Here is a 24,945-nt window from a genome sequence, read left to right as displayed (position 1 = left end):
GCCTTAGGTCGCAGCCCAAAACTGCTCCAATGCGGCAGAAGAGCAACGGCGGTAGTGCTTTGCCCTTGTATCAACACTCGCCTAGGCGGTGCTTTAACAGCATTGAAAAGAACAACACTTAGTTGGTACACAGCCTTTGGTCTTGTTATAGGCCGTGCTGTTTAGAACAGCCAGCCGTAGAGGTAACCGGCGCTGATGGCCATAGCAATAATCACTACTAGAAATGCAGCAACCAATTGGTTCTTGAAGATAGACTTCAGCAAGATAACCTCGGTTAAACTTGCGCCGGCGCTGCCGATAATCAATGCCATTACTGCACCCAAGCTCATGCCTTTGGCGGCAAGGGCTGCTGACAGAGGGATAACTGCCTCAGCACGGATGTACAGTGGAATGCCAATTACCGCAGATACTGGTACAGCAAATGGGTTGTCTTTGCTGGCTACGCTGGCTACCCATTCCGCTGGTAAGAAGCCGTAAATCAATGAACCTAGCGCTACACCAGCAGCAAGGTAGGGCAGTACGGTTTTAAAGTCTTTCCAAGTTGCACGCCAAATCTTTACCCACTTGCTAATTGGTTTGCTGTTACCGCCACAGCTGCTACCACAGCAACTTGGTTTAGCGGCCTCCAATGCTTCAGGTTTGATAAAACGTTCGAAACCAAGACGCTCCAAAATGATACCCGCAAACAGCGACACCCCCATCGCGACAGCGAAGTAAAACAGGGTTACTTGCCAACCAAAGGTCACCAGAAAGAGACCAATTATTATGGGGTTAAGCAATGGGCTCGCGAACAGGAATACCATCATGGTGCCGAATCCGGCTTTTGCTCGTAACAAGCCCTTCAGGAAAGGAATAGTTGAGCAGGAGCAAAAAGGAGTGATTGCCCCTAATAGTGCCGCCATAACGTAACCTTTGCCCTTCTTGGCACCCAAGATAGATTGGATCTTTGCTGGTGGTATGTACTCCTGCAGCACTCCAACACCATAGCTGATGATCAAGAACAGAAGGGTAAGTTCAGTCGCGAGAAACAGGAACATTTCAGCGGTTTGTTGCAATGCAGCGAGGTTCATAGTTATAAACTCTATATTTCTAGAATATTGGAAATATAGAGTTTTACGCTAGAGCGATCAACATATTTCTGCTATTGTCGAAATATTAATTATTTAGGAGTCATACCAATGGAGCTAGAAGCGACAGCTAAAGCACTGAAAGAGTTAGGCCATCCAACCCGGTTGGCGATCTTTAAGCGACTGGTTAAGTCAGGCTTCCAAGGCATTGCGGTGGGTGAAGTACAGCAACAATTAGGGATCCCAGGCTCGACCCTCTCGCACCACCTGTCGAGTTTGACCTCTGCAGGGCTGATTACCCAACGAAGAGAGGGGCGAACACTTTACTGTGTGGCGCAGTTTGAACAGCTTAATGAGGTTATCGAATTCTTGCAGTCAGAATGCTGCTTAGATGAAAGCCCTAACTGTTGATTGCTACAGGTTAGATTTCAGACGATGAACTGTGCGGTTGCTCCGGTACCGATCAGTCGTCTCTTATCAGCATATAGTGAGTTAACAGAATGGCCATACTTGCCACTGGTGATACTAAGTGACCGATGGTGATGGCAATGATAAGCGAAACAAAATAATGCCTCACTACTCAGATCAGCCTTGTTGCTTGTCGGCTTACGCTGGTGGCAGTCCCTTCGGGCTGTCTTGGTGGTAGAGTTTGCAAATTCAAACTGATGAACCCAGTAAAATTTAAAGAGATAATCAAACAACCCTTGACTGTGCTATGCGCACAATGAGGATATTAGCAATCACATCATCCATTAATTGATAATTGATTACCGTTAACTTAATCATTTTTTTGAAAATTTTTACTTTATTAGGTAGGCCATTAAATGGTTAGTACGGCACAATGCCCGAGACGGTTACTCGATCTCCGGCGCGAGGTGGAGACTTCAGTGCTGTACATGACATCGCTAACTGCTGCAGCAAGTGGTTTTGTTAGGTACTCCCTTATCTGCTGATTGTCGTAGTATTTTGATTGGCAGTATCGATAGTAAATCGATAGAACTGGACTCATTGTTTATCCGCTTTGCCATTTTAGTAACCGGCATGTTCAGACGTTAATTAGTTAATAATGAGTTAGTTTTCTAACGTCTGTTAATTTATTTAATTTCAATTAAATAGCTTAATTTTTTGCGATTAACATCAAGTCAATGACAACCAGAACGGTAGCTATAGCCGCCTCCGAGAATGACGGCCATGGCTCTATTTGTGACAGTTACTGCGTTGCTGCAGCATAAGTTTTATAACCACCAATTAAGTTGCGAGCACGATAGCCACGGTTAACCAATTGGCGTTGGGCAACATGACCACGCAGTCCGACTTGGCAGATGACAATGATCTCCTTGTCCTTTGGCAGTTCAGCCATGCGCTGCCTTAACTGGTCTACCGGAATGTTGATGCTGCCGTCGATAAAGCCGACTCGTTCTAATTCACCTGGGCTGCGAACATCCAGTAATAACTGGTCGTTATTTAACTCATCGAGTTGATGGAAATGAATGGGTTGAGTGAGACCGGAGAGAATGTTATTGGCCACAAAAGCGGCTTGGTTTACTACGTCTTTAGCTGAACCGTATGGCGGCGCATAGGTAAGCTCGAGATGCTGTAGTTGCTCTATCGTCATACCGGCTCGCTGGGCAACGGCGATGACGTCGATACGTTTATCGACTCCGTCTTTTCCGACCGCTTGTGCGCCGAGTATGCTGCCATCGGTCAGTGAAAATAGCAGTTTCAGCGAAACGATCTCGGCACCAGGATAGTAGCTAGCGTGGCTAGCACTGTGAACATAGACTTTCTCGTATTGCATCGCTTCTTGTTGCAGTTGGCGTTCATTTTTTCCTGTTGAAGCTACTGCGAGATCAAATACCTTACAGATAGCGGTGCCTTGAGTCCCTTGATAGCTAGCACTACCTCCAAGCATATTGTCAGCAGCCATGCGCCCTTGTCGGTTCGCTGGGCCAGCTAGTGGGACCAGACTGGCTTTGCCAGTCACAAAGTCCGATTGCTCCACTGCGTCGCCGACGGCATAGATGAAGGGATCGCTGGTTTGCATGGTTGGCGTGGTAAATATTCCGCCACGGGTCCCCAATTTTAGACCGGCCTGTTCAGCCAATGATGTTTCTGGGCGTACACCTATCGCCATGATTAACATATCGGTATTGAGAGTTTGGTTATTGCTAAGCAATAACTGCAGGTGGCCATTAATGTGTTGGTGTGCAATGGTTTCACCTGCTTCTTCAGTGGCGATGTAATTATCGGTAACGTACTCGACGGCCGTTAGAGCGGTACCAAGGCGAAGATCGACACCTTTGGCTTGAATCTCACTATGAACAAACCCCGCCATCTCACGGTCAACTGGGCTCATAACTTGATCGGCAAGCTCAAGTAATGTGGTCTTGATGCCAAGATGGGTAAAAGCTTCCATCATCTCAAGACCAATAAAACCGCCGCCAACCACAGTGGCATGCTCGACATTATTTACCTGCAAAGTTTGCAGGATCTTATCCATATCGGGAATGTTACGCAGTGAGTGTGTTAATGGATTATTGATGCCCGGGATAGACGGCACAAACGGGGCGGCTCCGGGGCTAAGCAATAAGTAATCGTAGTGTTCGGTATAGTCGCTACCATCTTTGAGGTTAGTAACGGTGACGGATTTATTGGTGCGATCGATGCTAATTACTTCGCTCATCACTCTAACGTCTACGTTGAAACGAGCTCGGAAGCTTGCTGGTGTTTGTAATAGCAGTTTACTTCGGTCGGTGATTTCGCCACCAATGTGGTACGGCAAGCCACAGTTAGCAAATGAGACGAAGGGGCCGCGTTCAAACATAATAATTTCAGCGTTTTCCGATAGGCGGCGAGCACGAGCTGCAGCGGAGGCCCCACCAGCGACGCCTCCCACAATGACAATTTTGGTCATAATCTTTTCCTTGGAGTGTTTTTTTTGGGCTGTGTACCAATTAAGTGTTGTTCTTTCTAAGGCTGTTAAAGCACTGGCTAGGCAAGTTTTGATACAAAGGGTAAAGCACTAACGCTATTGATCTTCTGCCGCATTGGAGCAGTTCAGCGAAGCGTTTTGGACTGCGACCTAAGGCAAAGGGGGATTCCAAAGGGGGCGAAGCTCCCCGCTAATGCATACAAGAATGTACCGTCGCCACCGCGACATAGTCCCCTAAAAGCACCGAAATCGGTGAAGCCAAAGGCCTAAGATAAGCTTCAACAGCTAACTACGACATAGCCTTTTTTTGAGGCTACCACATAGCCATTAAATTAGTTAAGTCTAATGTTGATATTGATTCGATTTACCGTATGTTGTTAGCCACTTAACAATTGTTAAGTGTTCGCGCTAATGAAGATCAATTAGCGTCGATAACAATGTTGTTGTTAGCGCACCAACGGTGAATGTTCTGGGCAGACTCTAAAGCTGTGATGCTATCACCGTGGAGGCAGAGGGTATCCACGGTTAACGGCAGTTGCTGGCCGTTTATCGTAGTAACGCTGCGCTGCTCCACCATCTGTTGCACCTGTGTCAATACTTGCTGCGGCTCAGCGATGCAGCTGCCTGCCATGGTTCGAGGTGCTAGCAAGCCACTATTGAGGTAGCGTCGGTCAGCAAAGCCCTCTTGCTTTATCGACAGGCCATGGGCGGTGGCTATTGCTACCAGTGGGCTTTGGGCTTGGCAATAGAGCATGCAGTTTGGGTATGTCGTTACTAACCAAGCGCAGATCTGCTCTGCCAAAGTGACTTGATGATTACCACGATGGTAGAGCGCGCCATGAAGCTTAATATGGTGCATCGTGGCGCCAACTGAATCGATTAATGTGGTGAATAGTGCCAACTGTTGCTGCAATGAATCGAGGATCTGTTTATTACTGAGATTAAGTTCAAGCCTGCCAAAATTAGCGCGGTCGTCGTAGCCTGGGTGCGCACCAATGGCGATCTGGTGTTGCTGCGCGAGTGTAATAGTAGCTAAGGTGTGTGCCGTATTTCCCGCGTGGCTACCGCAGCATATATTGGCTGAACTCAATAACGGCAACAAAGCGGCATCGTCGCCAGCCTGCTCACCAATGTCACCATTAAGATCCAGCTTGGTCATTGTAGCCATTTAGCATGAGCCGCTTGGCGCAGTATTTTTAAATGACGTTGCTGGCGTCTCTGCCTAAGTTTTGCTTCTTCTAAACTGATTGGCTCGAACCATAACTCTTGGTTGGGGCGTAACTGCGCTAAGGTGGTTAAGCTGCTTTCACATACCTGAGCAACTTTAGGGTAGCCACCGGTTGATTGACTATCGGCACCTAGAATCAGTGGTAGTCCGTTGGGTGGTAACTGCACCGTGCCAGGCAATACCGGCTCTGAGGGCATGTCATTTAACCGACTATGGTTGAGTGGTTGGCCGGAAAGTCGTAAACCGATGCGATTGGCATGCTGGCTCAACTGCCATGGCTGTGTGCTTAATGCTTCTATGCCATCTTGCAGCTGATCGGTGTGAGCACTGGCAAACACCGCTAACACAGGTGTTAGCGGCCAGGTTAAACCAACCCAACTATGGCAATCAGCCACCGGGCCAGTATACGGCGTGATCGACAAACGGTTGTCTCGTTGCAGCTGCAGTCCTAATCCGACATGGCTTTGGTAGCTGACGCTGCCAAGCACGTCCGGGGTTGATATCCCGCCTTTTATTGCGAGGTAACTACGACAGCCGTGGGCTGCTCGCCCAATTACTACAGTTTGTCCGGCTTTTATGGCAATGGTTTGTCCTGGCTGGTGCAAGTTGCCATCGACCTTAACAGTCATGGTTGCGCCGGTTAATACGATGGCGCTGTCGCAATGAAACTTAAGAGTTGGTCCTAATAGGGTACATTCCAATAACGGCATATTGACGTCTTGGTCTAACAACAAATTGGCGGCGCTTGCCGCGAGGGGGTCCATGGCACCGCTGCGGGCAAAACCCAGTTGGCGCCAACCGTAGCGGCCTAGATCTTGAACGGTGGTAAACAGTCCCGCTTGGATAACCTCAATCATGACTGTCACTCCATTGCTGATATTGCTGCAGCGAGATGGGCTCGAAGCTGACGGTATCGCCTAACTGAAATCGACACGGTGGCATGCTAGTAAGGTTCAGTAATGGCTCAGGGCAAGAGCCGATAATGTGCCAACCGGCTGCACTGCGTTGTGGATAGATAGCACTATGACTGGCGGCGATGGCGACGCTGCCGGCAGCCACTTCTAACCTAGGAGTTTCCCGGCGGGGGAGCTGCAATGACGGGTGTAACCCAGCCAGATAAGCAAAGCCTGGGCTAAACGCGGTACTGTCGACGGTGTATAGCGTTTGATGGTGATATTCGATTATCTGTGCCACCGATAACTTGGTTGCTGCGGCAACCTTATCGAGGTCTAGCCCCAGTGAGGGGTGATAGCAGACTGGTAGCGCATGGTGTTGAGTGGCGCAGATGGCTAATTTTTCGATAGGGTTAACCGCCATCCATTGCTGTAATAGCTGCGATAACTCGCCGTTGTGACGCTCTCCTATGATCGCTAGGGTGGTACTGGCGGCAATCACATCGATCACCCAATCGCACTGGTTAAGTGCCAATTGCAATTGGCGTACTTGAGTTAACGCATCGGCGTTTGGCCATCGCAACAAAAGTGCCTGTTCAGCCATTGGTTCTACTATAAATGGAAGACGCACCATAAGTTATCCGTAACAGGTTGGCTTATCTTTAAACATACCAGTGGTTAGAGAGTTAACCAACTGAACTGGTTTATTTACTATTTTTGTTTCGAGGGCGAGGGTTGCTTCTATTCAGAGGTGAATGTGATAGAATTCTGCGCCAAATTCGGGCCTTAATCTAAGGTCTTGTGCATCGCAGGAACGGATTGAATGATTCGCGATGGCAACTACATTATCTTTGCATGGAATGCGATAACGAGCTGAAGTGATCCCAGCATGAAATTCCCAGGTCAACGTAAGTCCAAGCATTACTTTCCCGTCGAATCTCGGGATCCGCTTACCAATGAGCTTAATCCGGTAATCCGCCCTAAGCACACCCACGTCACCGGTATCGACCAAACCTTGGTTGATATTGAAGCGCACGTGGATGAGGCATTCATTCAGCGCCATAGCCTGATCAAAGGCAATTCGATGCTGATAGATGATGCCGCCGCACATGCATTGTACAGCGAACTGCAGCAGCACGATTTGGTTACGGCTGAGTTTGCCGGCGGTACTATTGGCAACACACTTCACAACTACTCAACGCTGGCGGATGACCGTTCGGTGATGTTTGGTGTGATGAGCCGTAATCTGCAGATCGGCAGCTACGCCTACCGCTACTTATGTAATACCTCTTCTCGGGTGGATCTGAACCACTTGCAACCGGTCGATGGTTCCATTGGTCGCTGTTTTACGCTGATAAGTGATTGTGGCGAACGTACCTTTGCTATCTCTAAAGGCAGCATGGACAAACTGCGTGCCGAGTTCATCGACGAAGAATTGGTAAAAAGTGGTTCTGCCTTGGTGCTTACTGCTTACCTTATGCGTGCTGGCGGTGATCCCATCACCCAAGCTGCCATGAAGGCTATTGGCTTTGCAAAAGAAGCCAATGTACCAGTAGTACTGACCCTAGGTACTCGCTTCTTGATTGAGCAAGACCCACAATTCTGGCGCGACTTCATTGCTGAACACGTAACCGTGCTGGCGATGAATGAAGAGGAAGCAGAAGCGCTGACGGGCCAAAAGGATCCATTATTAGCCTGTGAGTCAGCGTTGGATCTGTGCGATCTGATCCTGTGTACTGCTGGCGCCTCCGGTTTATACACCGCTGGTTGGACCGACGATGAGTTTAAGCGTGAGACCAGTCACCCATTGCTACCTGGTGCTATTGGTGAGTTCAACGAGTTTGAATTCTCTCGTCCTATGCGCCGAGATTTCTGCTCAGATGCCTTTAAGGTGTACTCTCACATTGCTCCGTTTATGGGGGGGCCAGAGAAGATCTCTAACACCAATGGAGCCGGCGATGGTGCATTAGCGGCACTACTTCATGATATGTCCGCTAATGATTATCACCGTCTCAACCTGCCAGCCTCAAGTAAGCACCGTTATAGTGGCTTGTGTTACTCGTCGTTTGCACAGATCTGTAAATATGCCAACCGTGTCAGTTACGAAGTGTTGGCTCAACATAGCCCGCGTTTGTCCCGTGGCTTGCCAGATCGTGAAGATAGCTTGGAAGAGGCGTACTGGGAGCGTTAAGTTCTTCATACATGCCTTCTCTACAGAAGCCGCCGTTAGGCGGCTTTTTTGTGTCTGCAGCTATCTTGTGGTTGTGTCACAGTCAGGTGTTGAGGTTTATATCGAGCCTTCGGCTGTACCGATTGCAGTGCTCTTAAGGGGTTATGTCGCGGTGGCGACGGCACATTCTTGTATGCATTAGGGGGAGCTTCGTCCCCTTTGTATCGGGACTCGGCTAGCCGGTGCTGTAACCGCATTGGAAGGAACAACACTTAGTTGGTACACAGCCTATCTTATTGCAAAGCGGTATAGGGTGACCCGTATATTCGGTTTGCTAGCGCCGCTTTTTGTCCACTTTTAGTCATTTTGTCGCACAGATGCTGGCGCATGTGACTGTACCGACAACCAATATCATTGAATTCCCATTAAGGTGATCTGCATCTCATTATTGGTTAAAAGTTTCCACTCATAAGTTGCGATAAAGTTACTGCTTGGTGGTTGTCTTGATCGTAACTGTTCTGATTGGTCTGACCAAACCCCTTCGTTGTTAATTTGCCGTTATGTCAATGGTTGTAAATGTGTTGCCAATAGCAATGCCTCGCAATAACAACACGTAAAATAACCTTATAGTCACAAAGGGCAAAGGCGATATTCGTTGTGCTTGATGTCACAGAATAGAGGCGGCTAAAACGTGATCATCCTCTGACTTACGTTAATAACGCTAACTGCGGAGTGCTCGATGAAAATCGCTCTATTTACCCCCTGTCTGGTCAACCAGATGACACCACAGGTTGGCATTGCCACAGTGGAACTGTTGGAAAAGCTTGGCCATGAAGTAGTGTACCCACTAGGCCAAACTTGTTGTGGCCAGCCAATGACCAACTCTGGCTGTTTTGATGATGCAAAAAAAACCACCCTGAAGCTGTTAAATGCATTCAAAGGGGTAGAGTGCGACTACATCGTTTGTCCTGCTGCATCATGTATGATCGCCGCTAAAGAGAACTTCCATGAATTTGATTGTAGCCCTGAAGCGACCGCGGTTATCGGTAAGCTGAAGGAGTTGACTGAGTTCCTGTTCGATATTGATGGGTTGAAACAATTCAACAAGCCATTTCCACATAGAGTGAGCATGCAGATGTCCTGTCACGGCATTCGCATGTTGGACTTAGCCAGCCCATCGGAAACCATGGGGAGCGGTTATAACAAGATGGAGTCGCTGTTGAGCAACATTAACGGCATTGAGCTGGTTTACCCGGAGCGCCGCGATGAATGCTGTGGCTTTGGTGGTACCTTCGCGCTCGATGAGGGTGGTGTGTCCGGCAAGATGGGCAAAGACAAGGCGCGTGCCCATAGCAACACCGGCGCCGATTACGTCGTTGGCTTCGATCCCTCCTGCCTACTGCATCTCGATGGCGTAATTCGTAAGCAAGGGTTCCCTATTAAAACCCTGCATATCGCCGAACTCATCAACAACGCGTTGTAAGGACAGGATCATGACATTGATTAACGGTTTACAAACTCACGCTGAAGCGGCTGATGACTTTCTCAAAGATGAAGCGCGGGTAGATTGGCACGACAAAGCATTGTGGTCGTTGCGACATAAGCGTGACATCGCCGCAAGCTCGGTAACCGAATGGGAACAGGTCAAACAGCTTGGTAGTGAAATCAAACAACATACTTTAACTAACTTAGCCACCTACTTAGTTGAGTTCGAGCAGAAGTGTAAAGCTAATGGGATTGTTGTTCATTGGGCTAAAGATGGCCAAGAGCACAATGAAATCGTGCACGGTATTCTGGCTAAGCACAACGTTAAGCGACTGGTAAAATCTAAGTCGATGCTGACTGAAGAGGCTCACCTTAATCCTTACCTTGAGTCTAAGGGAATTGAGGTGGTTGATACCGATCTGGGCGAGCGGATCATTCAGCTACGCAAGGAGCCGCCGTCGCATATTGTGGTACCGGCGATTCACCTAAAGAAAGAGGAAGTGGGTGAGTTGTTTCATCACCATCTTGGCTCAGACAAAGGCGCATCTTGTCCTACTTATCTAACTAAACAAGCGCGTTTGCACCTTCGCCAAAAGTTCCTCGAGGCAGATGCTGCGCTCACCGGCGTTAACATGGGCGTTGCCTCTGAAGGAGCGGTAGTTGTCTGTACCAACGAAGGTAATGCCGACATGGGCGTGAACCTACCTAAGGTTCAGATCCATTGCATGGGCATTGATAAGTTGGTGCCAAATATGGACTCGGTTGGCGTACTAACTCGGATGCTGGCACGTAACGCGACCGGTCAACCCTGTACGACCTACACCACCATGTACAAAGGCCCGAAAGAGGGCGGTGAGATGCACATCGTGTTGGTCGATAACGGTCGCACCGAGCTATTCCAAGACGAGCTAATTGGCGAAGCGTATAAGTGCATTCGTTGTGGCGGTTGTTTAAATACTTGTCCGGTATATCGCCGTTCATCTGGTTACGCCTACAACGCGCTGATTCCGGGCCCAATTGGCATCGCCGTTTCTGCGGGGAATGATGAAACTCACTCGCTGGCCTGGGCTTGTACGCTGTGTGGTTCCTGTACCAAAGTATGTCCGACTAAGGTGCCATTGGACTCGATTATCGCTAAATGGCGCCGCATCCATGCGGACAACAAATCACTGCCTTACGGCAAAGGCAGTTACATGCCATATCTTGGTAAATTGATGGCCAGCGAAGGGCTGTTGAACACCGGCGGCAAGGCTGCTCGAGTTGCGCTAAAAGTACTTCCTGATTCGGTGATGAAGCCATTTTCTGGGGCTTGGGGCCAGCATCGTGAGTTGCCTGAAGTCGAAACCACCCAATCTTTTGAAGCTTGGTTTAAACACAACCGGGAGAACAAATAATGTCTAGTCGTGACGCAATCTTAGCTGCACTGGAAAAGGTAAAAGTGCCGCATATGGCGATGCCTAAGATCACCATAGAGCCGAATAACCAAGACTTGGCGGGTCAGTATCTTGAGATGATCGCCAAAGTCGGTGGTACTGCCATTGAAGTAACCTCGCTGGTGCAGGTACAGGATTATTTAAATGACAAGATTAGCGCTAATGAGCAAGTATTAAGCTTGGTTGATGGCGTTAGCGGTAATCGCCAATTGGATGCACAACAACACGACCTGCATAACGTTGATTTGGCGTTGGTGCCGGCCAAGTTTGGCGTGGCCGAAAACGGTGCGGTGTATGTGTCGTCACAAGACACAGGCCATCGTGTAACGCCATTTATTGCTGAAAATCTGGCGGCATTGCTGCGACGCTCCGACTTGGTTGCCAACATGCATGAAGCGGTAAAACAGGTAGAACTTAACTCCGGAGAATTAGGCTCCTTTATTGCGGGGCCGTCAAAGACTGCCGATATTGAACAGGCCTTGGTTATCGGTGCTCACGGCGCGTGTTCTATGACCATCTTTCTGATCGATTAATCCCTAGTTGATCTAAAGCGAAGCAAGCCCGAGGCCGCCACCTCGGGCTTTTTTGTCGCATTAAATACGCTGTGAACCAATTAAGTGTTGTTCTTGCCAATGCTGTTAAAGCACAAGCTAGGCGAGTTTTGCTACAAGGGGAAAGCACTACCGCCGTTGATCTTCTGCCGCATTGGAGCAGTTCAGCGAAACGTTTTGGACTGCGACCTAAGGCAAGGGGGGATTCCAAAGGGGGCGAAGCTCCCCCCTAATGCAAATAAGAATGTGCCGTCACCATCGCGACATCCTCCCCTAAAGCACCGCAATCGGTACAGCCGAAGGCTTGATATAAACCTCAACACTTAACTGTGACACGGCCATTAAATAGATACCATGTGGTTTAGGCCTCAACCACACTGGTTGCATAGCTTTGGTAGGCGCTGCCCAGTTTGCGCGCGAAGTCATCTGGGTAGAGGTGAAATTGACCAGCAGCCATTGCAGTAACAATCTCTTCGGCAACTAACTCTGGACCGTTGTCGCTTTTCAGACCAAGGTCAACCGCCATATCGGTCGCGATAGGGCCTGGGTGAACACTGACCACGGTAACTTTATCAAGCCACTCTTTGCGCAGCCCTTGGGTGATGGCGTAAGAAGCAGCTTTTGAGGTGCAGTAGGCGGCATATGCTGGATTGGTGCGCAGTGAAGCTACAGAATTAAGTTGCACTAAGGCGCCGTTACGTGCTTCCAGTTGTGGTGCAAATGCCTTCGCAATGCGAATCAAACCGTAGACGTTAACGTCCATTTGGAGCTGTAAGCTCTGTTCAATATTGTCTGCTAGTGGCGACGTTTGTATTGCCACGCCGGCATTATTTACTACCACATCTACATCGGCAGCTTGCTCTGCCATGGCAGATACAGCTTGTTGGCTGCTCAAGTCGAGTGCAACAGGTTGCACCTTATCTTGATACTTGGCTTCCAGCTCAGCTGTTGAACTGATATCGCGCACTGCCAGATACACCTTAGCTGCACCGTGGGCTAGAAACGACTCAACGATGGCTTTACCGATACCGCGGTTAGCGCCAGTGACCAAAGCCACTTTGCCTGCGATGTTAAACGTCATGAATAATCCTATTTCAAAGGTAAGTCAGTAGCTGAATATTGTAATGGCAAATAGTGGTGTGACCCAGTTTGAGTAGGTAATTTACCTTATCTGCAAGCGTTAACGATAACTCGATCGGGTATCCTCAGTTGGCATCGTTAAGGTGTGGTAATTACCGGATGTTATTCGGCTCTGATAACAACAAAGCCCCAGCGTTGACCGAACGTTGGGGCTTTGGTTTAACAGATGTTATCTGCAGATCTTTTTAAAAAGGACCTAAACCAATCATCTGAGCGATGATCACCGCAATAAGTGCTGCACCAGTCCAGAACAGGAACAGCGGCAGGAAGAACTTAACCCATTTACCGTAGGGAATTCTTGCCAATGCTAATACTGCCAGCAAGCCACCGTTGGTGGGATAGATGTAGTTGGAGATACCGTCACCAAGCTGAGAAGCCAATGCGGCTACCTGGCGGGTTACGCCACCCATATCTGCCAATGGCACGATGATAGGCATGGTGATAACTGCTTGGCCTGAGCCCGAAGGAATAATTAAATTGATGATCCCTTGGGTTATGTAAATCGCTGCTGCCGAGACCAACTCAGAGCCGCCAATTAAGAACTGCGACAGATAGAAGATGATGCTATCGATGATCTTGGCGTCTTCCATGATGCTCATAATAGAGCGCGCAAAGAAGATGATCAGTGCTGCAACTAATACGTCAGAGGCGCCCCGAGTCCAGTAATCACAGATTTTGTTTGCTGATAGACCACCAATGATGCCAGGGATCATCGCCGCAGCCATAAAGCAGCCAGCCATCTCGGTGAAGCCAAATGACATCGCCAAGGTACCGTAGATCATATAGCCGAAGATCAATAGGAAGCTGACACCTGCAGCTTTTTCACGGCCGCTTAAGGATTTAACCTCAACGTTGGTATCGTACTGATAGTTACTGCCATGCAGCAGGCTCTTGGTTGGATCCGCTTTTATCTTAGCCGCATAGTGCAACACGTAAGCCATGCCGGTAAGTAGCATGAACACCATAAAGATGGCGCGGTACCACATGCCTGAGTAGATAGGTAGTTCAGCAATATTGTGGGCAATGCCAGTAAAGAATGGGTTGGCTAATGCCGCTGCAAAACCGGCACAGCTAGACAACAACACAATGCCGAGGGCCGTAATGGCATCGTAGCCAAGCTTGATACAGATCGGAATCATCAAGGTAATGAAGATCACGTCTAGTTCACGCATGCCGGTAAAGGTAACGTTAATGGCGATGGCGGTCATTACGATTGGTGCAATTACTTTCAGGCCACGCTCTTTTAGTTTTTCAGTTAGCCCATACACGGCGGCATCAAGCACGCCCATGTATTTCATAACACCAAAGGCACCACCGACAAATAACACCACACCCATTACGCCAGCGGCGGATTTAAAACCGGCAAAGAACGCTTCAAAGAAGCCGGCGACAGTGGTTGGATTGGACGCCAACGGGGTAAAGCTGTCTGGGTTAACAATGGTGCGACCTTCGAAGGCGACCCGTTCAAACTCACCTGCGGGAATAATGTAGGTGGCAATGGCAGCCACAATCACCATGATAATCAAGCTGAGGAAAGGGTGGTTAACTCCCTTTGCCGACTGCTCTAGTGCGCTCATCTGTGCGGCGCTCGGCAGCGTATTCGCTTTAGGCATCGTAAGTATCCTACTACATTGGGCTGATCGGACACGGCAAAAACATCAGCAGAAAATCTGTGATGTCGTCGCAAAAATGACCAGCAGTCAAAAGAAAGATGCAACCTTGCCCAACTAGAACAAAAAATTCAAAATATCGGGTCGGTTTCATTGTAAAAACATGAGCTGAGTCGCTGAACTGTTTATTCGCTTCGATTAGGCACCTTGTCAAGGTTGACTGGGGCCAAAGTGGTTACTTAAAAATTTCAGCAATGGTGACTTTTGTTTTGTTTTTGCTGTTTGTTTGAATTAAATCTGTTTCAAGGGGGGATGTGGCTTATTAATTGCGCAATATAACTTTGTTATTCGTGAGTGAAGGAGGCAATTGGATGCGCTAGTGGCATTCTTTTTGGCGGTGTACCAACTAAGTGTTGTTCTTTCCAATGCTGTTAAAGCACCGACTAGCCGAGTCGCGATACAAGGGAAAAGCACTACCGTCGTTGATCTTCTGCCGCATTGGAGCAGTCCAGCGAAGCGTTTTGGACAGCGACCTAAGGCAAAGGGATATTCCAAAGGGGCAAAGCTCCCCCCCTATTGCATACAAGAATTGCATCCAAGAATGTGCCGTCGCCAGCGCGACATAGCCCTTAAGAGTACTGCAACCGGCAGAGCCGAAGGCTTGATATCAACCTCAACACTTAACTGTGACACAGCCTTATTTTTTGTTAGTTGCTTTTGCCTCTTTCGGATGACTGGATTCTGCTACACTGCGCGCCTTTCTCCTTCTTTGGCTGACGTTATGACTTTTGCTGATCTCAATCTTGATTCCTGCCTTCTCCGAGCCATTGCAGAGCAGGGCTATCAACAGCCGACCCCAATTCAAGCGCAGGCCATTCCTGCTATTTTGCTCGGCAAAGATGTGATGGCTGGTGCTCAAACCGGTACCGGCAAAACCGCTGCGTTTACTTTACCGATTCTGCAGCAACTATTAGCTCAGCAATTCGACCGCAGCCGCTTACGGGCTTTAGTTCTGGTGCCAACTCGTGAGTTGGCGCAACAGGTTGAAGCCAATGTGCGTATCTACGCATCTCATACTGACATTAAGGTGGCCATCGCTTATGGCGGAGCCAGTATTGGCCCGCAAATCGTCGCAATTAAGCAGGGCATCGATATCTTAGTTGCTACGCCGGGACGACTATTGGATCTATTGTCGCGACAGATCTTAAGCTTAGATGCGGTACAACACTTGGTATTTGATGAAGCGGATCGCATGCTCGACATGGGCTTTAAAGAGGAGATCAATCAGATCCGTCGCCGTTTGCCGAATCAGCGTCAGAACCTGTTGTTCTCCGCCACCTTTGACGATGGCATGTTTAATTTCAGCCAACGTATGCTGACTGAACCAGAGCTTATTCAGGTAGACCAACGCAACAGCGCGGCGGCTAAGGTCAGCCAGATGCTTTATGTGGTTGATAGCGATCGCAAACGTGAGTTTACCTCGTACCTTATCGGTTCCAAGAATTGGCAGCAGGTACTGATCTTTACCAAGACCAAGCAAGGTGCCGATGAGCTCGCTCGTGAGATGAATAAAGATGGCCTTAAAACTGAGGCTATTCATGGTGATAAATCTCAAGGGGCACGGGAACGTGGGTTACAGCAGTTTAAAAACAAAGAGATCCGTGCCTTAGTTGCTACCGATGTAGCGGCCCGGGGCATCGATGTACAAGCATTGCAGTACGTTATTAATTACGATCTGCCCTATATTGCTGAGGACTATGTACACCGTATTGGCCGTTGTGGCCGTGCTGGATTGGAGGGAACAGCGGTATCGCTGATGGCACCAGGTGAAGAGTATCTGCTGGAAGAGATAGAATCAGTTTTAGATGAGCGTATACCGCAACAGTGGTATCCGGGTTTTGAACCAGACTTTACTAAAGAAGTGGCTGATAATAGTAAAAACAGTCGTGGTGCGCAAAAACGCCGAGCGAAGAAGCGCAGCGGTGGAGGTCGCAGTGGTAATCGCCGTCGCGGTTAACCGCAGTCACAGCTTCAGCTCGTATCTAGCTATCGCGACTAATATAGCTGTGGCTGCACACAGCATTAATTAGTTTGCATTTTGATAGGTGTATCATCCACGCTGTAACATTTTAGGCTGTGTCGTAGTTAGCTGTTGAAGTTTATCTTAAGCCTTCAGCTTCACCGATTTCGGTGCTTTTAGGGGACAATGTCGCGGTGGCGACGGCACATTCTTGGATGCAATTCTTGTATGCAATTCTTGTGTGCATTAGGGGTGGAGCTTCGCCCCCTTTGGAATCCCCTTGTCTTAGGTCGCAATCCAAAACGCTTCGCTGGACCGCTCCAATGCGGCAGAAGATCACCGGCGGTAGTGCTTTGCCCTTGTATCAACATTCGCCTAGCCGGTGCTTTAACAGTATTGGAAGAACAACACTTAGTTGGTACACAGCCCATTTTTAGCAGCGTGGCTATCACTATTCTCCAGAGCCACTGCTATCGGCTCTAACTGGTGCATCGATGGCTAACATCGCTGTTGCTAGCGTCTCCTCAAATTACATTATCGAGCACGTTGCCCTCAGCTAGTGACGGCGTATCCTCGTCAGTATTGCGGCTTAAGTTCCACTGCTAGCACCGAGCAAATAGCGCCACGGATAGCTATTGCAATAGTTATCTCTTTCTTCTCATCGCCACTCGTAGCTAGGCCAAAATCGCTTCAACGTGAATTGGTTATTTCTCGTGTAAGGCATAAATAGCCTAATCAATACGCAAGCGAGTTGATGTTATTGAGCTGTTTCATTGCTGTGCCGTAACGGTGAGCTAGAACGATCTACATCACGCAATTATCTTCAATTAAATGAAAAATAATGAGCTTGATCAAATAACAGCTAAACAGACAAACGAAATACATGTATCCAACTTAAATAAGAGATAGAGTTAGCTCAATAAACAAGTATTTGAAATGCAACATTCGGAGTTACCCCATGTTTTGTATGCAATGTGAGCACACCATCGTCACCCCTGTAGCCAAAGGCTGTTCTTATGCCGCTGGTATGTGTGGCAAGACTTCTGAGATTTCTGATCTGCAAGATGTTCTGGTTTACCTTATTCAAGGCGTATCTTCATACGCTCACCTCGCTCGTAGCATGGGCATTAAAGATGTTGAAGCAGACGAGTACTTGCCGCAGGCGTTCTTCTCTACTTTGACTAACGTTAACTTCGACGAAGAGCGCTTGGTTGAATACACCAAAAACTGTATGGCGTTGCGTAATCGCTTAAAAGCAGCTTACGAAGCAGCCTGTGCAGAGCAGGGCGTTACTCCAGAACAGCCTGAAGGCGCAGCTCAACTTGATCTGAGCATCGATAAAGCTGCAATGTTGTCGGTAGCGCCTCAAGCGGTTGTGAACCGTGGTTTTGAGCAGGTTGGTGAAGACATTATTGGTTTGCGCCTGCTGGCTCTTTACGGCCTCAAAGGCGTTGCTGCGTACATGGAGCACGCTCGCGTGTTGGACCAAACCAGCGACGAAGTTTACGCTGAATTCCACCGCATTATGGCTCGCTTGGGTGAAGACCCAACTGAGATGGAAGAGCTGCTAGGCCTAGCTATGGCCATCGGTACCCTGAACTACCAAGTAATGGAAATTCTGGATGCAGGTGAAACCAACGCTTACGGGCACCCGAAACCAGTACAGGTAAACATGAAGCCAATTGCTGGCAAATGTATCTTGGTTTCTGGCCATGATCTTATCGATCTGCACCACATCCTTGAGCAAACTAAAGACAAGGGCATCAACGTTTACACTCACGGTGAGATGTTACCTGCACACGCTTACCCTGAGTTAGGTCACAAGTACCCACACTTAGTTGGGAACTATGGCAGCGCATGGCAGAACCAGCAGAAGGAGTTCGCTAACTTCCCTGGTGCTATCGTGATGACCTCTAACTGTCTGATCAACCCTGAAGTTCAGGGTTACGCAGAGCGGATGTACACCCGTTCTATCGTTGGCTGGCCTGGCGTAACTCACGTTATCGGCGACGATTTCTCTGTGGTTATCGACAAGGCACTTGAGTGCGAAGGCTTCAAGTACGATGAGATCCCGCACTACACCACTACTGGTTTTGCTCGCAACGCCTTGATGGAAGCAGCACCAGCGGTAATTGAACAGGTTAAAGCTGGCAACATCAGCCACTTCCTGCTAGTGGGCGGTTGTGACGGTGATAAGGCTGAGCGTTCTTACTTCACTGACATCGTTAAGCAAGCACCTAAAGATACCGTTATTCTGACGTTGGCTTGTGGCAAGTTTAAGTTTAACGACTTGGAGTTTGGCGACATCAATGGTATCCCACGCTTCTTGGATGTTGGTCAGTGTAACGATACTTACTCTGCTATCCAGTTAGCATTGGCGTTGGCTGATGCATTTGAGTGTGGTGTCAATGACTTACCATTGACTCTTATCTTGTCTTGGTTTGAACAGAAGGCGATTGCAGTATTGTTAACGTTGTTGTCCTTGGGCATCAAGGACATCCGTGTTGGGCCTACCGCTCCAGCATTCCTAACCGATAACCTGTTGACTGCACTGAATGAGATGACCGGCCTGAAGCTGATCACCACCCCAGAGCAAGATTTGAACGACATCTTAAACGGTTAATCCTCGCCGGCCTTGGTTGCGCGATACAACGTTTTAGTCTGTTGAAATAGGGGATCGCAAGATCCCCTTACTTGTGAGAGTACCTCCTATGCAAATCACCTGCACCGCGGTTCAAGTTGAAACCGATACCGTTACCAGCTTTCGTTTTACTGCGGATCAAACCGTCGACTTTATCCCTGGTCAATTTTTGACTTTGGTGGTTCCGGTTGAAGACCGCAAGTCGGCCCGTGCGTATAGCCTTAGTTCGATTCCAACGGATAACGAGTTGCAACTCACCATTAAGCGGGTTGACGGAGGGCGAGTATCTAATCACTTGCTTGATAACCTCAAAGCCGGTGATAGCTTAGAAGCACTTGCACCAGCGGGTGAATTCCATCGTGATGCTGCTGGTGGTCAACCGTGGTTGCTACTGGGGGCAGGTTGTGGCGTTACGCCCCTGTACTCGATGCTGCGTGATCGCCTTAGCAAGCAGGCAAATGCTGACATAACAGTGGTGTTCTCTGCTCGTTATGACAATGAACGCCTGTTCGCAGGACCATTAGCTGAGCTGGCGTTAAAGCACCCCAACTTAAAGCTGCATTGGTTGATCTCAAGTGAAAGCGGCCGTTTAACCGCGGAACGTTTGGCCGAGCTTGCCCCTGATATTGCCGATCGGGCCGTAATGACCTGTGGCCCGCAAGCCTATATGGATGCTGCCGTTGCCAATGCAAAAACGATGGGCGCTACTAATGTGCATTCTGAAGCCTTTATGGCGGTGAATGCCTCACTATCTTCTCACGAGGGTGAGATGGCGACAGCCGAGATGTCGCTATCGGTTGATGGTATTGAGCTACCAATTCTGCCAAATCAAACGGTATTGGAGAGCCTTGAAAAAGGCGGCATTCAAGTGATGGCTGCTTGTCGTGCCGGTGTTTGTGGTACCTGCAAATGTAAGGGCGAAAAGGGTAAATTTAAATCAACCTCGACCATGGGCCTAACCCCGGAAGAGATTGAGCAAGGTTACTTTTTGGCTTGTGCATCGACAGCGACAACGAGTATGGAAGTGGAAGTCGACGATTAATCGCGATGACAGATAATAAAAAGGTTGTGTCATAGTTAAGTGTTGAGGTTTATATCAAGCCTTCGGCTTTACCGATTGCAGTACTCTTTAGGGGTTATGTCACGGTGGCGACGGCACATTCTTGTATGCATTAGGGGGAGCTTCGCCCCCCTTTGGAATTAGGTCGCAGTCCAAAACGCTTCGCTGGACTGCTCCAATGCGGCAGAAGGTCAACGGCGGTAGTGCTTTCCCCTTGTATCAACACTCGCCTAACCGGTGCTTTAACAGCATTGGAAAGGACAACACTTAGTTGGTACACAGCCAATAAAAAGGCCAACGACATTATTATGTCGTTGGCCTTTTTTGTAACACGAAAATTAATACATACGTCGCCAGTTCAACATGCCCACCGGTGGGGTGGTATCTTCGAAATACTTGTCTCCGACATAAATACGTTTCTTCGCCTCACAGTCGACTTGGCAGACCGGCGTTGGGTCGTCTGGATCGACATTATCCGGTGGGCTTCCAGCATCATAAGGCGGTTCCATAATCACCGTTGGTGCCGGCGGAATGTACTTGAACTGATAGCTGTTCTTGAGCAGACCATTGTGTAGGTTGAGCTCCATATACCAACCGTCTCCGCCACCACTACAAGGATCATCGTTTGGTGCCAAGGTGGTGAAGCTAACGGTATCGATGAGCGACAAGCTGGTTGTGACTTGGCGTTCACCGCGGTTATTGGTGTTGTTATTTTCAGTATTGATTAAATCGATGTAGAAACCAAAATCGGTAGTCCAATCAATTACACTTTGCGTTAGCGAGCGCTGCTCATCGACCTCTTTGGTGATCTTTTGCTGCATCAACTTATTGTAAGTTTTGTCAGTACCGCTGCGTGAATCATCGATACGAGAACCGTCCAACTTGTCCCAGATTGAGTAGAAGGTTTGGGTTGGTTGATTGGTGGCAGACGCATCACCATAGCCAACATAGAGGCCGGTTCCGAACGACACCATAATGCCATCGCTTAAGCCGTGCTGATGCACTGCAAAGGATGGTCGTGAGGTGATCGATTGTGAGATCACGTTGGTGCCATCTGACGTACTTGGACTGGTAGCGGTAAACAGAGGCTTGAGGTCGTTGGTTGCGACTTTCCAGTTACCAGGGTCACTATCGGTAATATCGAAAGACCACATATTACCGTACAGATCTCCAGCGTAGATACGATCGGCAACGCCATCACCGTTGGTATCCAGCACTGCTGGTTCCGCAAGTGCATTAGGGCGAGAATTACCCGTTGGATCGGTTTGCGCTCCTACCGACAATTTAGCGATTAAGCTGCCATCAGTGACATTGGCAATGTAGATAGCACCGTCACCACCGGCATTAAAGCCATTGGGGAATATAACCCCAGTTTGGCCATTTTCTAGGGTGGCGATGGTCGGTTGAGCTCCGGTGTAGCCTAGATCGGCAAAGTCACCGGTAGCGGTTATTTCCCACTTGATGGCATCTTTATTCACTTTAACGTCGCTATTATCAAATTGAAGGGCGTATAACCCTTTAATCCCATGGCCTAGAGTGCCAACGACAGTTGTGGTATTGGCGGTTGTATCGGTAAAACCGCTGATAGCGCCATCAACGGTAAAATTATGCGCATAGGAGTTTTTTACGAAACTCCCAAGGTGTTGGTAGACTTGGCTTGGCATGTAAGCGCCTAGCTCTTTGCCGTTACTGGTTCGTACAACATGAACCATGCCATCGTTGGCGCCAAAGACAATAACCGGTTTGTTGACCGAGTGGCCGTTAACGGTGTCAACAACATAGGGGCTAGAGTTAATCACATCACCTAAGCGTGACTCCCGGACTCTTAGGTCATATGCACTGCTCGGTGATTCATGACTTCGATCACCGCCGATGTAGTTGATAACCGCTTCTGCATACGCTGTTTTTTCAGCGTCTGTGCCGCTAAAGCCATCGAGCAGGTGCAGGATTTGAGCTTGACTCCATCTGTTATTTTTCCCCGCAATGGTTACTCCGTCTGGTGTTGGAACCTTAAAGCGGAAAACGGTGCCACTTTCATCATTTCGAGTAAAAATCCTGCGCACGGAATCAACCACGATATCGCGCTCATCAAGCTCTTTGGCAACGCTCCATTTTTCGGTGGTGGAGAACTCCCCTGTAGCATCGACTTCATAGGCTTTAACATCGCCAGACCACTTGTCAGTGGAGTAACTGCTTTGATAGCGCACCGAGCCAGCAGTGAGGAAACGGTTGCTGAATTGCGATGTTCCTGCGCTGTCTTGGTTGGCGATATTCTCAAATGCTTTGCGGAGGTTATCAGCCAGCTCGCCGGCGTTGGTTACCGGGAAGTAACTATCTGGGATGCCGTCGCCATCGTCATCCCACTCTTCAACGAGATCGGGCTTGAGGTTGTCATTACCGACCTCGTCACTTTCGACAAAACCACCGTATTTGGCGGCGTAGTAAAGTGGCGAAGGCAAAAATTCAGCGGCTCGGCTACTTGCTTGAGGGAAGAAGTGCCTGCTACGAACTCCAATAATTAGGTCGGTGGCTCTCTCTGTGCTGTTACCAATCGTACGCAGGTTGTTGGGGTAGGGGAGATCGGCAGAAGAAACCGTATCTAAATAATAATCTGTTGCGTTAGCGTCACCTTGATCTCGCACGTCTAGGTAGATGCCATCTTGGCTGGTGCCGGAAATTACATAGCCCGCATGTTGCTCAATACTACCGGCAGCGTAATCTGAGCTTAGTGTTACCTTAACGCCTTTGGCTTTTTCAGAGTCTAGGCAGCTTTGCCCAGCAATTGGGCAAAGATCGTCAAACACCTCATAGCTGTAGGTGACGATCATATCCATGTCGTGATCTGCACCTTGTTCAACATCTTCGAAGTTGATGCGGAATACACCACTGGTATTGGTAATGTTTTCAACGTAGTAGTCGACAATGGTGTTGGTTGGTTGGAATTTATCGACCCCCGGTTCAATGCTAAAGCCGTTAACTGATTTCGCGTACGGCACCAAACGGATAGTTTGGTCATCGATAGCGATATCAATCTCAGGCAATGGCGATGAGATTGCGACCACTGAGGTCAAAATACTTTGGTGACCATCTTTTGCGGGGAATAGGTCAGTCTTTCTGCCGTAGTACGCGACACCGGCGGCGCTGTATGAACCTAGTTTGGTTGGTTCTTGTGGCGCCAAACCATAGATGTTGTTTAGGTTTGTAACGATTTTGGCCGTCGGTGCGCCAACACCGAGGCCAGCGTCGGATTCTGAATAACCGATAAAGTAGTTGCCTGATATACCCTCTTGGCTGGAGACATCAGCAACAAGGGCTTTAGCGTCAAATCCAGTTAAGGTGCTGCCGCTGTAGGTATTACCGCTGGCAATGGGGCCGGGAAGCTGATCAGCATCATACGAGGGATAAATATCGCCAATAACCAGATTATTTGGTCGAGCACAATACTCTCGAACATCGAAGGGTTTATCCCAGCTGTCTACTGGTAATCCGTATTCGGTGCCGGTGCTAAAGCTCGCACTAGCAGTGCCTTGATCATGAAAGTAGCGAGTACTTTCATATAACATTTCGCCGATAGGGTTGCCCCAAGAGTTACATTCACCATTGCTAATTGGCCCTTGGGTTTTCCAACCGCAATTGCTGTCGTAGGAGTCACTGGAGTAGCTAAACCCTTGGATACGGAGAGCATCGATGGTTTTAACAATGCCATTGGCACTGGTATCGAAGACGCCACTATCGCTATCGACTTCATTAGCGAAGTTATCGACAACGTGCCTTAATACTCCACCTGACAGGTTGTTGGCGAAACTGCCACTAAGCAAGCCGAACTCCATGCCATCGCTTTCGCCAAATTCGTGCAGCAGCCCGGTCGGTTTATAATTGCCGTCGGGGTATTCTTGGCAGTTTTGTTCAAGTAACCCAGCGACGCAGACTTTAACTCTAACGGTGTAGTGGCTATCACTGCTGCCCTCTGGGGTGCAGTTGTAGTTGCTGTTGGGGTCGTCTGCCAGAACAGGTCTTTCGGTACTGGCCCAATCCCAGATATCACAGGTTTTGCCACTTTTCGCTTGTTGATTCAGGCGAATTCGAATTTCAGGTTTGCCACCGTCACTAAAGCTCGCAGTACCAAAAAAGTGCTTGCCACCGCTGGCTGGCAAACTAAATGGGGTGTATTGACTAATGTCGTAACCGTCAACGGCGACGGAGCTATATTGCTTACCCCAGCTGTGTGCGTCTTGTGGAATAAAGGTGCGCTCAAGCACTGTATCGCTACCGGTATCTACTTTGCGCATTCCACCGTATAGCACCTGTCGTAACACGTCGATACGTGCCATCGTTAAGTAGTTAAGAAAGTCACCACTCCAGTGGTTGCTGTCGCTGCATGCTTTGTTGGTTGTGGTCGCTGCAGGGGTAAATAGATCTGACGAGTAGGAGTAACATTTGTAGGAGTCAAAATAACCGGCATAGTCGATAGTAGCTGGTTTATAACCAACGTCTAGCTGGCCGTCATCATTGAGGTCTGAGGCATCATTATAGGCTTCATAGTAGAGGGTGTGGTCACGACTCAACACCAGCATCACCATTGGTGGTACATCGGTGCCAACACTCAGTGGCCCATTGGCCAAACTTACGTTCTCGGCACAGGCAAAAGGTGCCAGCAGTGAAGCGGCAAAAAATGCACAAATTCGATTTGAGATGTAATTTTTCATGGTGTCCTT

The 24,945-nt window shown here is 48.7% G+C and carries 16 protein-coding genes; 8 read left to right on the top strand and 8 right to left on the bottom strand.

Annotation, left to right across the window (positions count from 1 at the left end):
- Positions 1-161: 161 nt before the first annotated feature.
- Complete coding sequence (locus tag HER31_RS09780; RefSeq protein ID WP_168660401.1) at positions 162-1,070, bottom strand: permease; 909 nt, start codon at positions 1,068-1,070, stop codon at positions 162-164.
- Positions 1,071-1,178: 108 nt separating this feature from the next.
- On the opposite strand from HER31_RS09780, the gene HER31_RS09775 reads away from it, so the two are divergent.
- Complete coding sequence (locus HER31_RS09775; RefSeq protein WP_168660400.1) at positions 1,179-1,478, top strand: ArsR/SmtB family transcription factor; 300 nt, start codon at positions 1,179-1,181, stop codon at positions 1,476-1,478.
- Positions 1,479-2,277: 799 nt separating this feature from the next.
- Here the strand turns inward: HER31_RS09775 and HER31_RS09770 are convergent.
- The 4 genes from HER31_RS09770 to HER31_RS09755 form a co-directional block, all read right to left on the bottom strand.
- Positions 2,278-3,981, bottom strand: coding sequence for an FAD-dependent oxidoreductase (locus HER31_RS09770; RefSeq protein WP_168660399.1), 1,704 nt, complete (start codon positions 3,979-3,981; stop codon positions 2,278-2,280).
- A 436-nt stretch (positions 3,982-4,417) separates the two neighbouring features.
- Complete coding sequence (gene pxpA, locus HER31_RS09765) at positions 4,418-5,167, bottom strand: 5-oxoprolinase subunit PxpA (RefSeq protein WP_168660398.1); 750 nt, start codon at positions 5,165-5,167, stop codon at positions 4,418-4,420.
- Entirely contained in the window at positions 5,155-6,084 is a 930-nt protein-coding gene (locus tag HER31_RS09760) for a 5-oxoprolinase subunit C family protein (RefSeq protein ID WP_168660397.1), read from the bottom strand. Before HER31_RS09760 ends, pxpA begins: the two co-directional genes overlap by 13 nt.
- Positions 6,077-6,724: a 5-oxoprolinase subunit B family protein gene (locus HER31_RS09755; RefSeq protein WP_168660396.1), complete on the bottom strand. Its 648-nt coding sequence runs from the start codon at positions 6,722-6,724 to the stop codon at positions 6,077-6,079. The genes HER31_RS09760 and HER31_RS09755 overlap by 8 nt, the downstream gene beginning before the upstream one ends.
- Before the next feature lie 285 nt (positions 6,725-7,009).
- On the opposite strand from HER31_RS09755, the gene HER31_RS09750 reads away from it, so the two are divergent.
- The 4 genes from HER31_RS09750 to HER31_RS09735 all read left to right on the top strand — a co-directional run bounded on the left by HER31_RS09750 (position 7,010) and on the right by HER31_RS09735 (position 11,741).
- Positions 7,010-8,311, top strand: coding sequence for an inosine/guanosine kinase (locus tag HER31_RS09750; protein WP_168660395.1), 1,302 nt, complete (start codon positions 7,010-7,012; stop codon positions 8,309-8,311).
- 718 nt (positions 8,312-9,029) lie between these two features.
- Complete coding sequence (locus HER31_RS09745) at positions 9,030-9,773, top strand: (Fe-S)-binding protein (RefSeq protein ID WP_168660394.1); 744 nt, start codon at positions 9,030-9,032, stop codon at positions 9,771-9,773.
- A 10-nt stretch (positions 9,774-9,783) separates the two neighbouring features.
- On the top strand, positions 9,784-11,169 hold the full coding sequence (locus HER31_RS09740; RefSeq protein WP_168660393.1) for a lactate utilization protein B: 1,386 nt from the start codon (positions 9,784-9,786) through the stop codon (positions 11,167-11,169).
- A complete protein-coding gene (locus HER31_RS09735) occupies positions 11,169-11,741 on the top strand; it encodes a LutC/YkgG family protein (protein ID WP_168660392.1) in 573 nt (190 codons plus the stop codon). Before HER31_RS09740 ends, HER31_RS09735 begins: the two co-directional genes overlap by 1 nt.
- Positions 11,742-12,120: 379 nt before the next feature.
- Here the strand turns inward: HER31_RS09735 and HER31_RS09730 are convergent, their stop codons facing one another.
- A complete protein-coding gene (locus tag HER31_RS09730) occupies positions 12,121-12,840 on the bottom strand; it encodes an SDR family oxidoreductase (RefSeq protein ID WP_168660391.1) in 720 nt (239 codons plus the stop codon).
- Between the two features lie 244 nt (positions 12,841-13,084).
- Entirely contained in the window at positions 13,085-14,512 is a 1,428-nt protein-coding gene (locus tag HER31_RS09725) for a YfcC family protein (RefSeq protein WP_168660390.1), read from the bottom strand.
- A gap of 778 nt (positions 14,513-15,290) precedes the next feature.
- Between HER31_RS09725 and HER31_RS09720 the strand changes: the two genes are divergently transcribed.
- The 3 genes from HER31_RS09720 to HER31_RS09710 all read left to right on the top strand — a co-directional run bounded on the left by HER31_RS09720 (position 15,291) and on the right by HER31_RS09710 (position 20,212).
- The gene (locus HER31_RS09720; protein ID WP_168660389.1) at positions 15,291-16,526 is read left to right on the top strand and encodes a DEAD/DEAH box helicase; all 1,236 of its coding nucleotides are present in this window, start codon (positions 15,291-15,293) and stop codon (positions 16,524-16,526) included.
- 961 nt (positions 16,527-17,487) lie between these two features.
- Positions 17,488-19,152, top strand: a complete 1,665-nt coding sequence (hcp, locus tag HER31_RS09715; protein ID WP_168660388.1) for a hydroxylamine reductase — start codon at positions 17,488-17,490, stop codon at positions 19,150-19,152.
- An 88-nt stretch (positions 19,153-19,240) separates the two neighbouring features.
- The gene (locus HER31_RS09710; protein ID WP_168660387.1) at positions 19,241-20,212 is read left to right on the top strand and encodes a flavin reductase family protein; all 972 of its coding nucleotides are present in this window, start codon (positions 19,241-19,243) and stop codon (positions 20,210-20,212) included.
- Positions 20,213-20,568: 356 nt separating this feature from the next.
- Here the strand turns inward: HER31_RS09710 and HER31_RS09705 are convergent, their stop codons facing one another.
- Positions 20,569-24,936, bottom strand: coding sequence for a pilus assembly protein (locus HER31_RS09705; RefSeq protein ID WP_168660386.1), 4,368 nt, complete (start codon positions 24,934-24,936; stop codon positions 20,569-20,571).
- Positions 24,937-24,945 lie beyond the last annotated feature (9 nt).

Origin of the sequence: Ferrimonas lipolytica (assembly GCF_012295575.1) — a bacterium.
GTDB classification, from domain to species: domain Bacteria; phylum Pseudomonadota; class Gammaproteobacteria; order Enterobacterales; family Shewanellaceae; genus Ferrimonas; species Ferrimonas lipolytica.
This window is presented reverse-complemented; position numbering and strand designations above follow the sequence as displayed.

Bases quoted from the DNA above. Each gene is read 5' to 3' on its own strand.
- HER31_RS09780 (WP_168660401.1), bottom strand. From the start codon at position 1,070: ATGAACCTCGCTGCATTGCAACAAACCGCTGAAATGTTCCTGTTTCTC.
- HER31_RS09775 (WP_168660400.1), top strand. From the start codon at position 1,179: ATGGAGCTAGAAGCGACAGCTAAAGCACTGAAAGAGTTAGGCCATCCA.
- HER31_RS09770 (WP_168660399.1), bottom strand. From the start codon at position 3,981: ATGACCAAAATTGTCATTGTGGGAGGCGTCGCTGGTGGGGCCTCCGCT.
- pxpA (WP_168660398.1), bottom strand. From the start codon at position 5,167: ATGGCTACAATGACCAAGCTGGATCTTAATGGTGACATTGGTGAGCAG.
- HER31_RS09760 (WP_168660397.1), bottom strand. From the start codon at position 6,084: ATGATTGAGGTTATCCAAGCGGGACTGTTTACCACCGTTCAAGATCTA.
- HER31_RS09755 (WP_168660396.1), bottom strand. From the start codon at position 6,724: ATGGCTGAACAGGCACTTTTGTTGCGATGGCCAAACGCCGATGCGTTA.
- HER31_RS09750 (WP_168660395.1), top strand. From the start codon at position 7,010: ATGAAATTCCCAGGTCAACGTAAGTCCAAGCATTACTTTCCCGTCGAA.
- HER31_RS09745 (WP_168660394.1), top strand. From the start codon at position 9,030: ATGAAAATCGCTCTATTTACCCCCTGTCTGGTCAACCAGATGACACCA.
- HER31_RS09740 (WP_168660393.1), top strand. From the start codon at position 9,784: ATGACATTGATTAACGGTTTACAAACTCACGCTGAAGCGGCTGATGAC.
- HER31_RS09735 (WP_168660392.1), top strand. From the start codon at position 11,169: ATGTCTAGTCGTGACGCAATCTTAGCTGCACTGGAAAAGGTAAAAGTG.
- HER31_RS09730 (WP_168660391.1), bottom strand. From the start codon at position 12,840: ATGACGTTTAACATCGCAGGCAAAGTGGCTTTGGTCACTGGCGCTAAC.
- HER31_RS09725 (WP_168660390.1), bottom strand. From the start codon at position 14,512: ATGCCTAAAGCGAATACGCTGCCGAGCGCCGCACAGATGAGCGCACTA.
- HER31_RS09720 (WP_168660389.1), top strand. From the start codon at position 15,291: ATGACTTTTGCTGATCTCAATCTTGATTCCTGCCTTCTCCGAGCCATT.
- hcp (WP_168660388.1), top strand. From the start codon at position 17,488: ATGTTTTGTATGCAATGTGAGCACACCATCGTCACCCCTGTAGCCAAA.
- HER31_RS09710 (WP_168660387.1), top strand. From the start codon at position 19,241: ATGCAAATCACCTGCACCGCGGTTCAAGTTGAAACCGATACCGTTACC.
- HER31_RS09705 (WP_168660386.1), bottom strand. From the start codon at position 24,936: ATGAAAAATTACATCTCAAATCGAATTTGTGCATTTTTTGCCGCTTCA.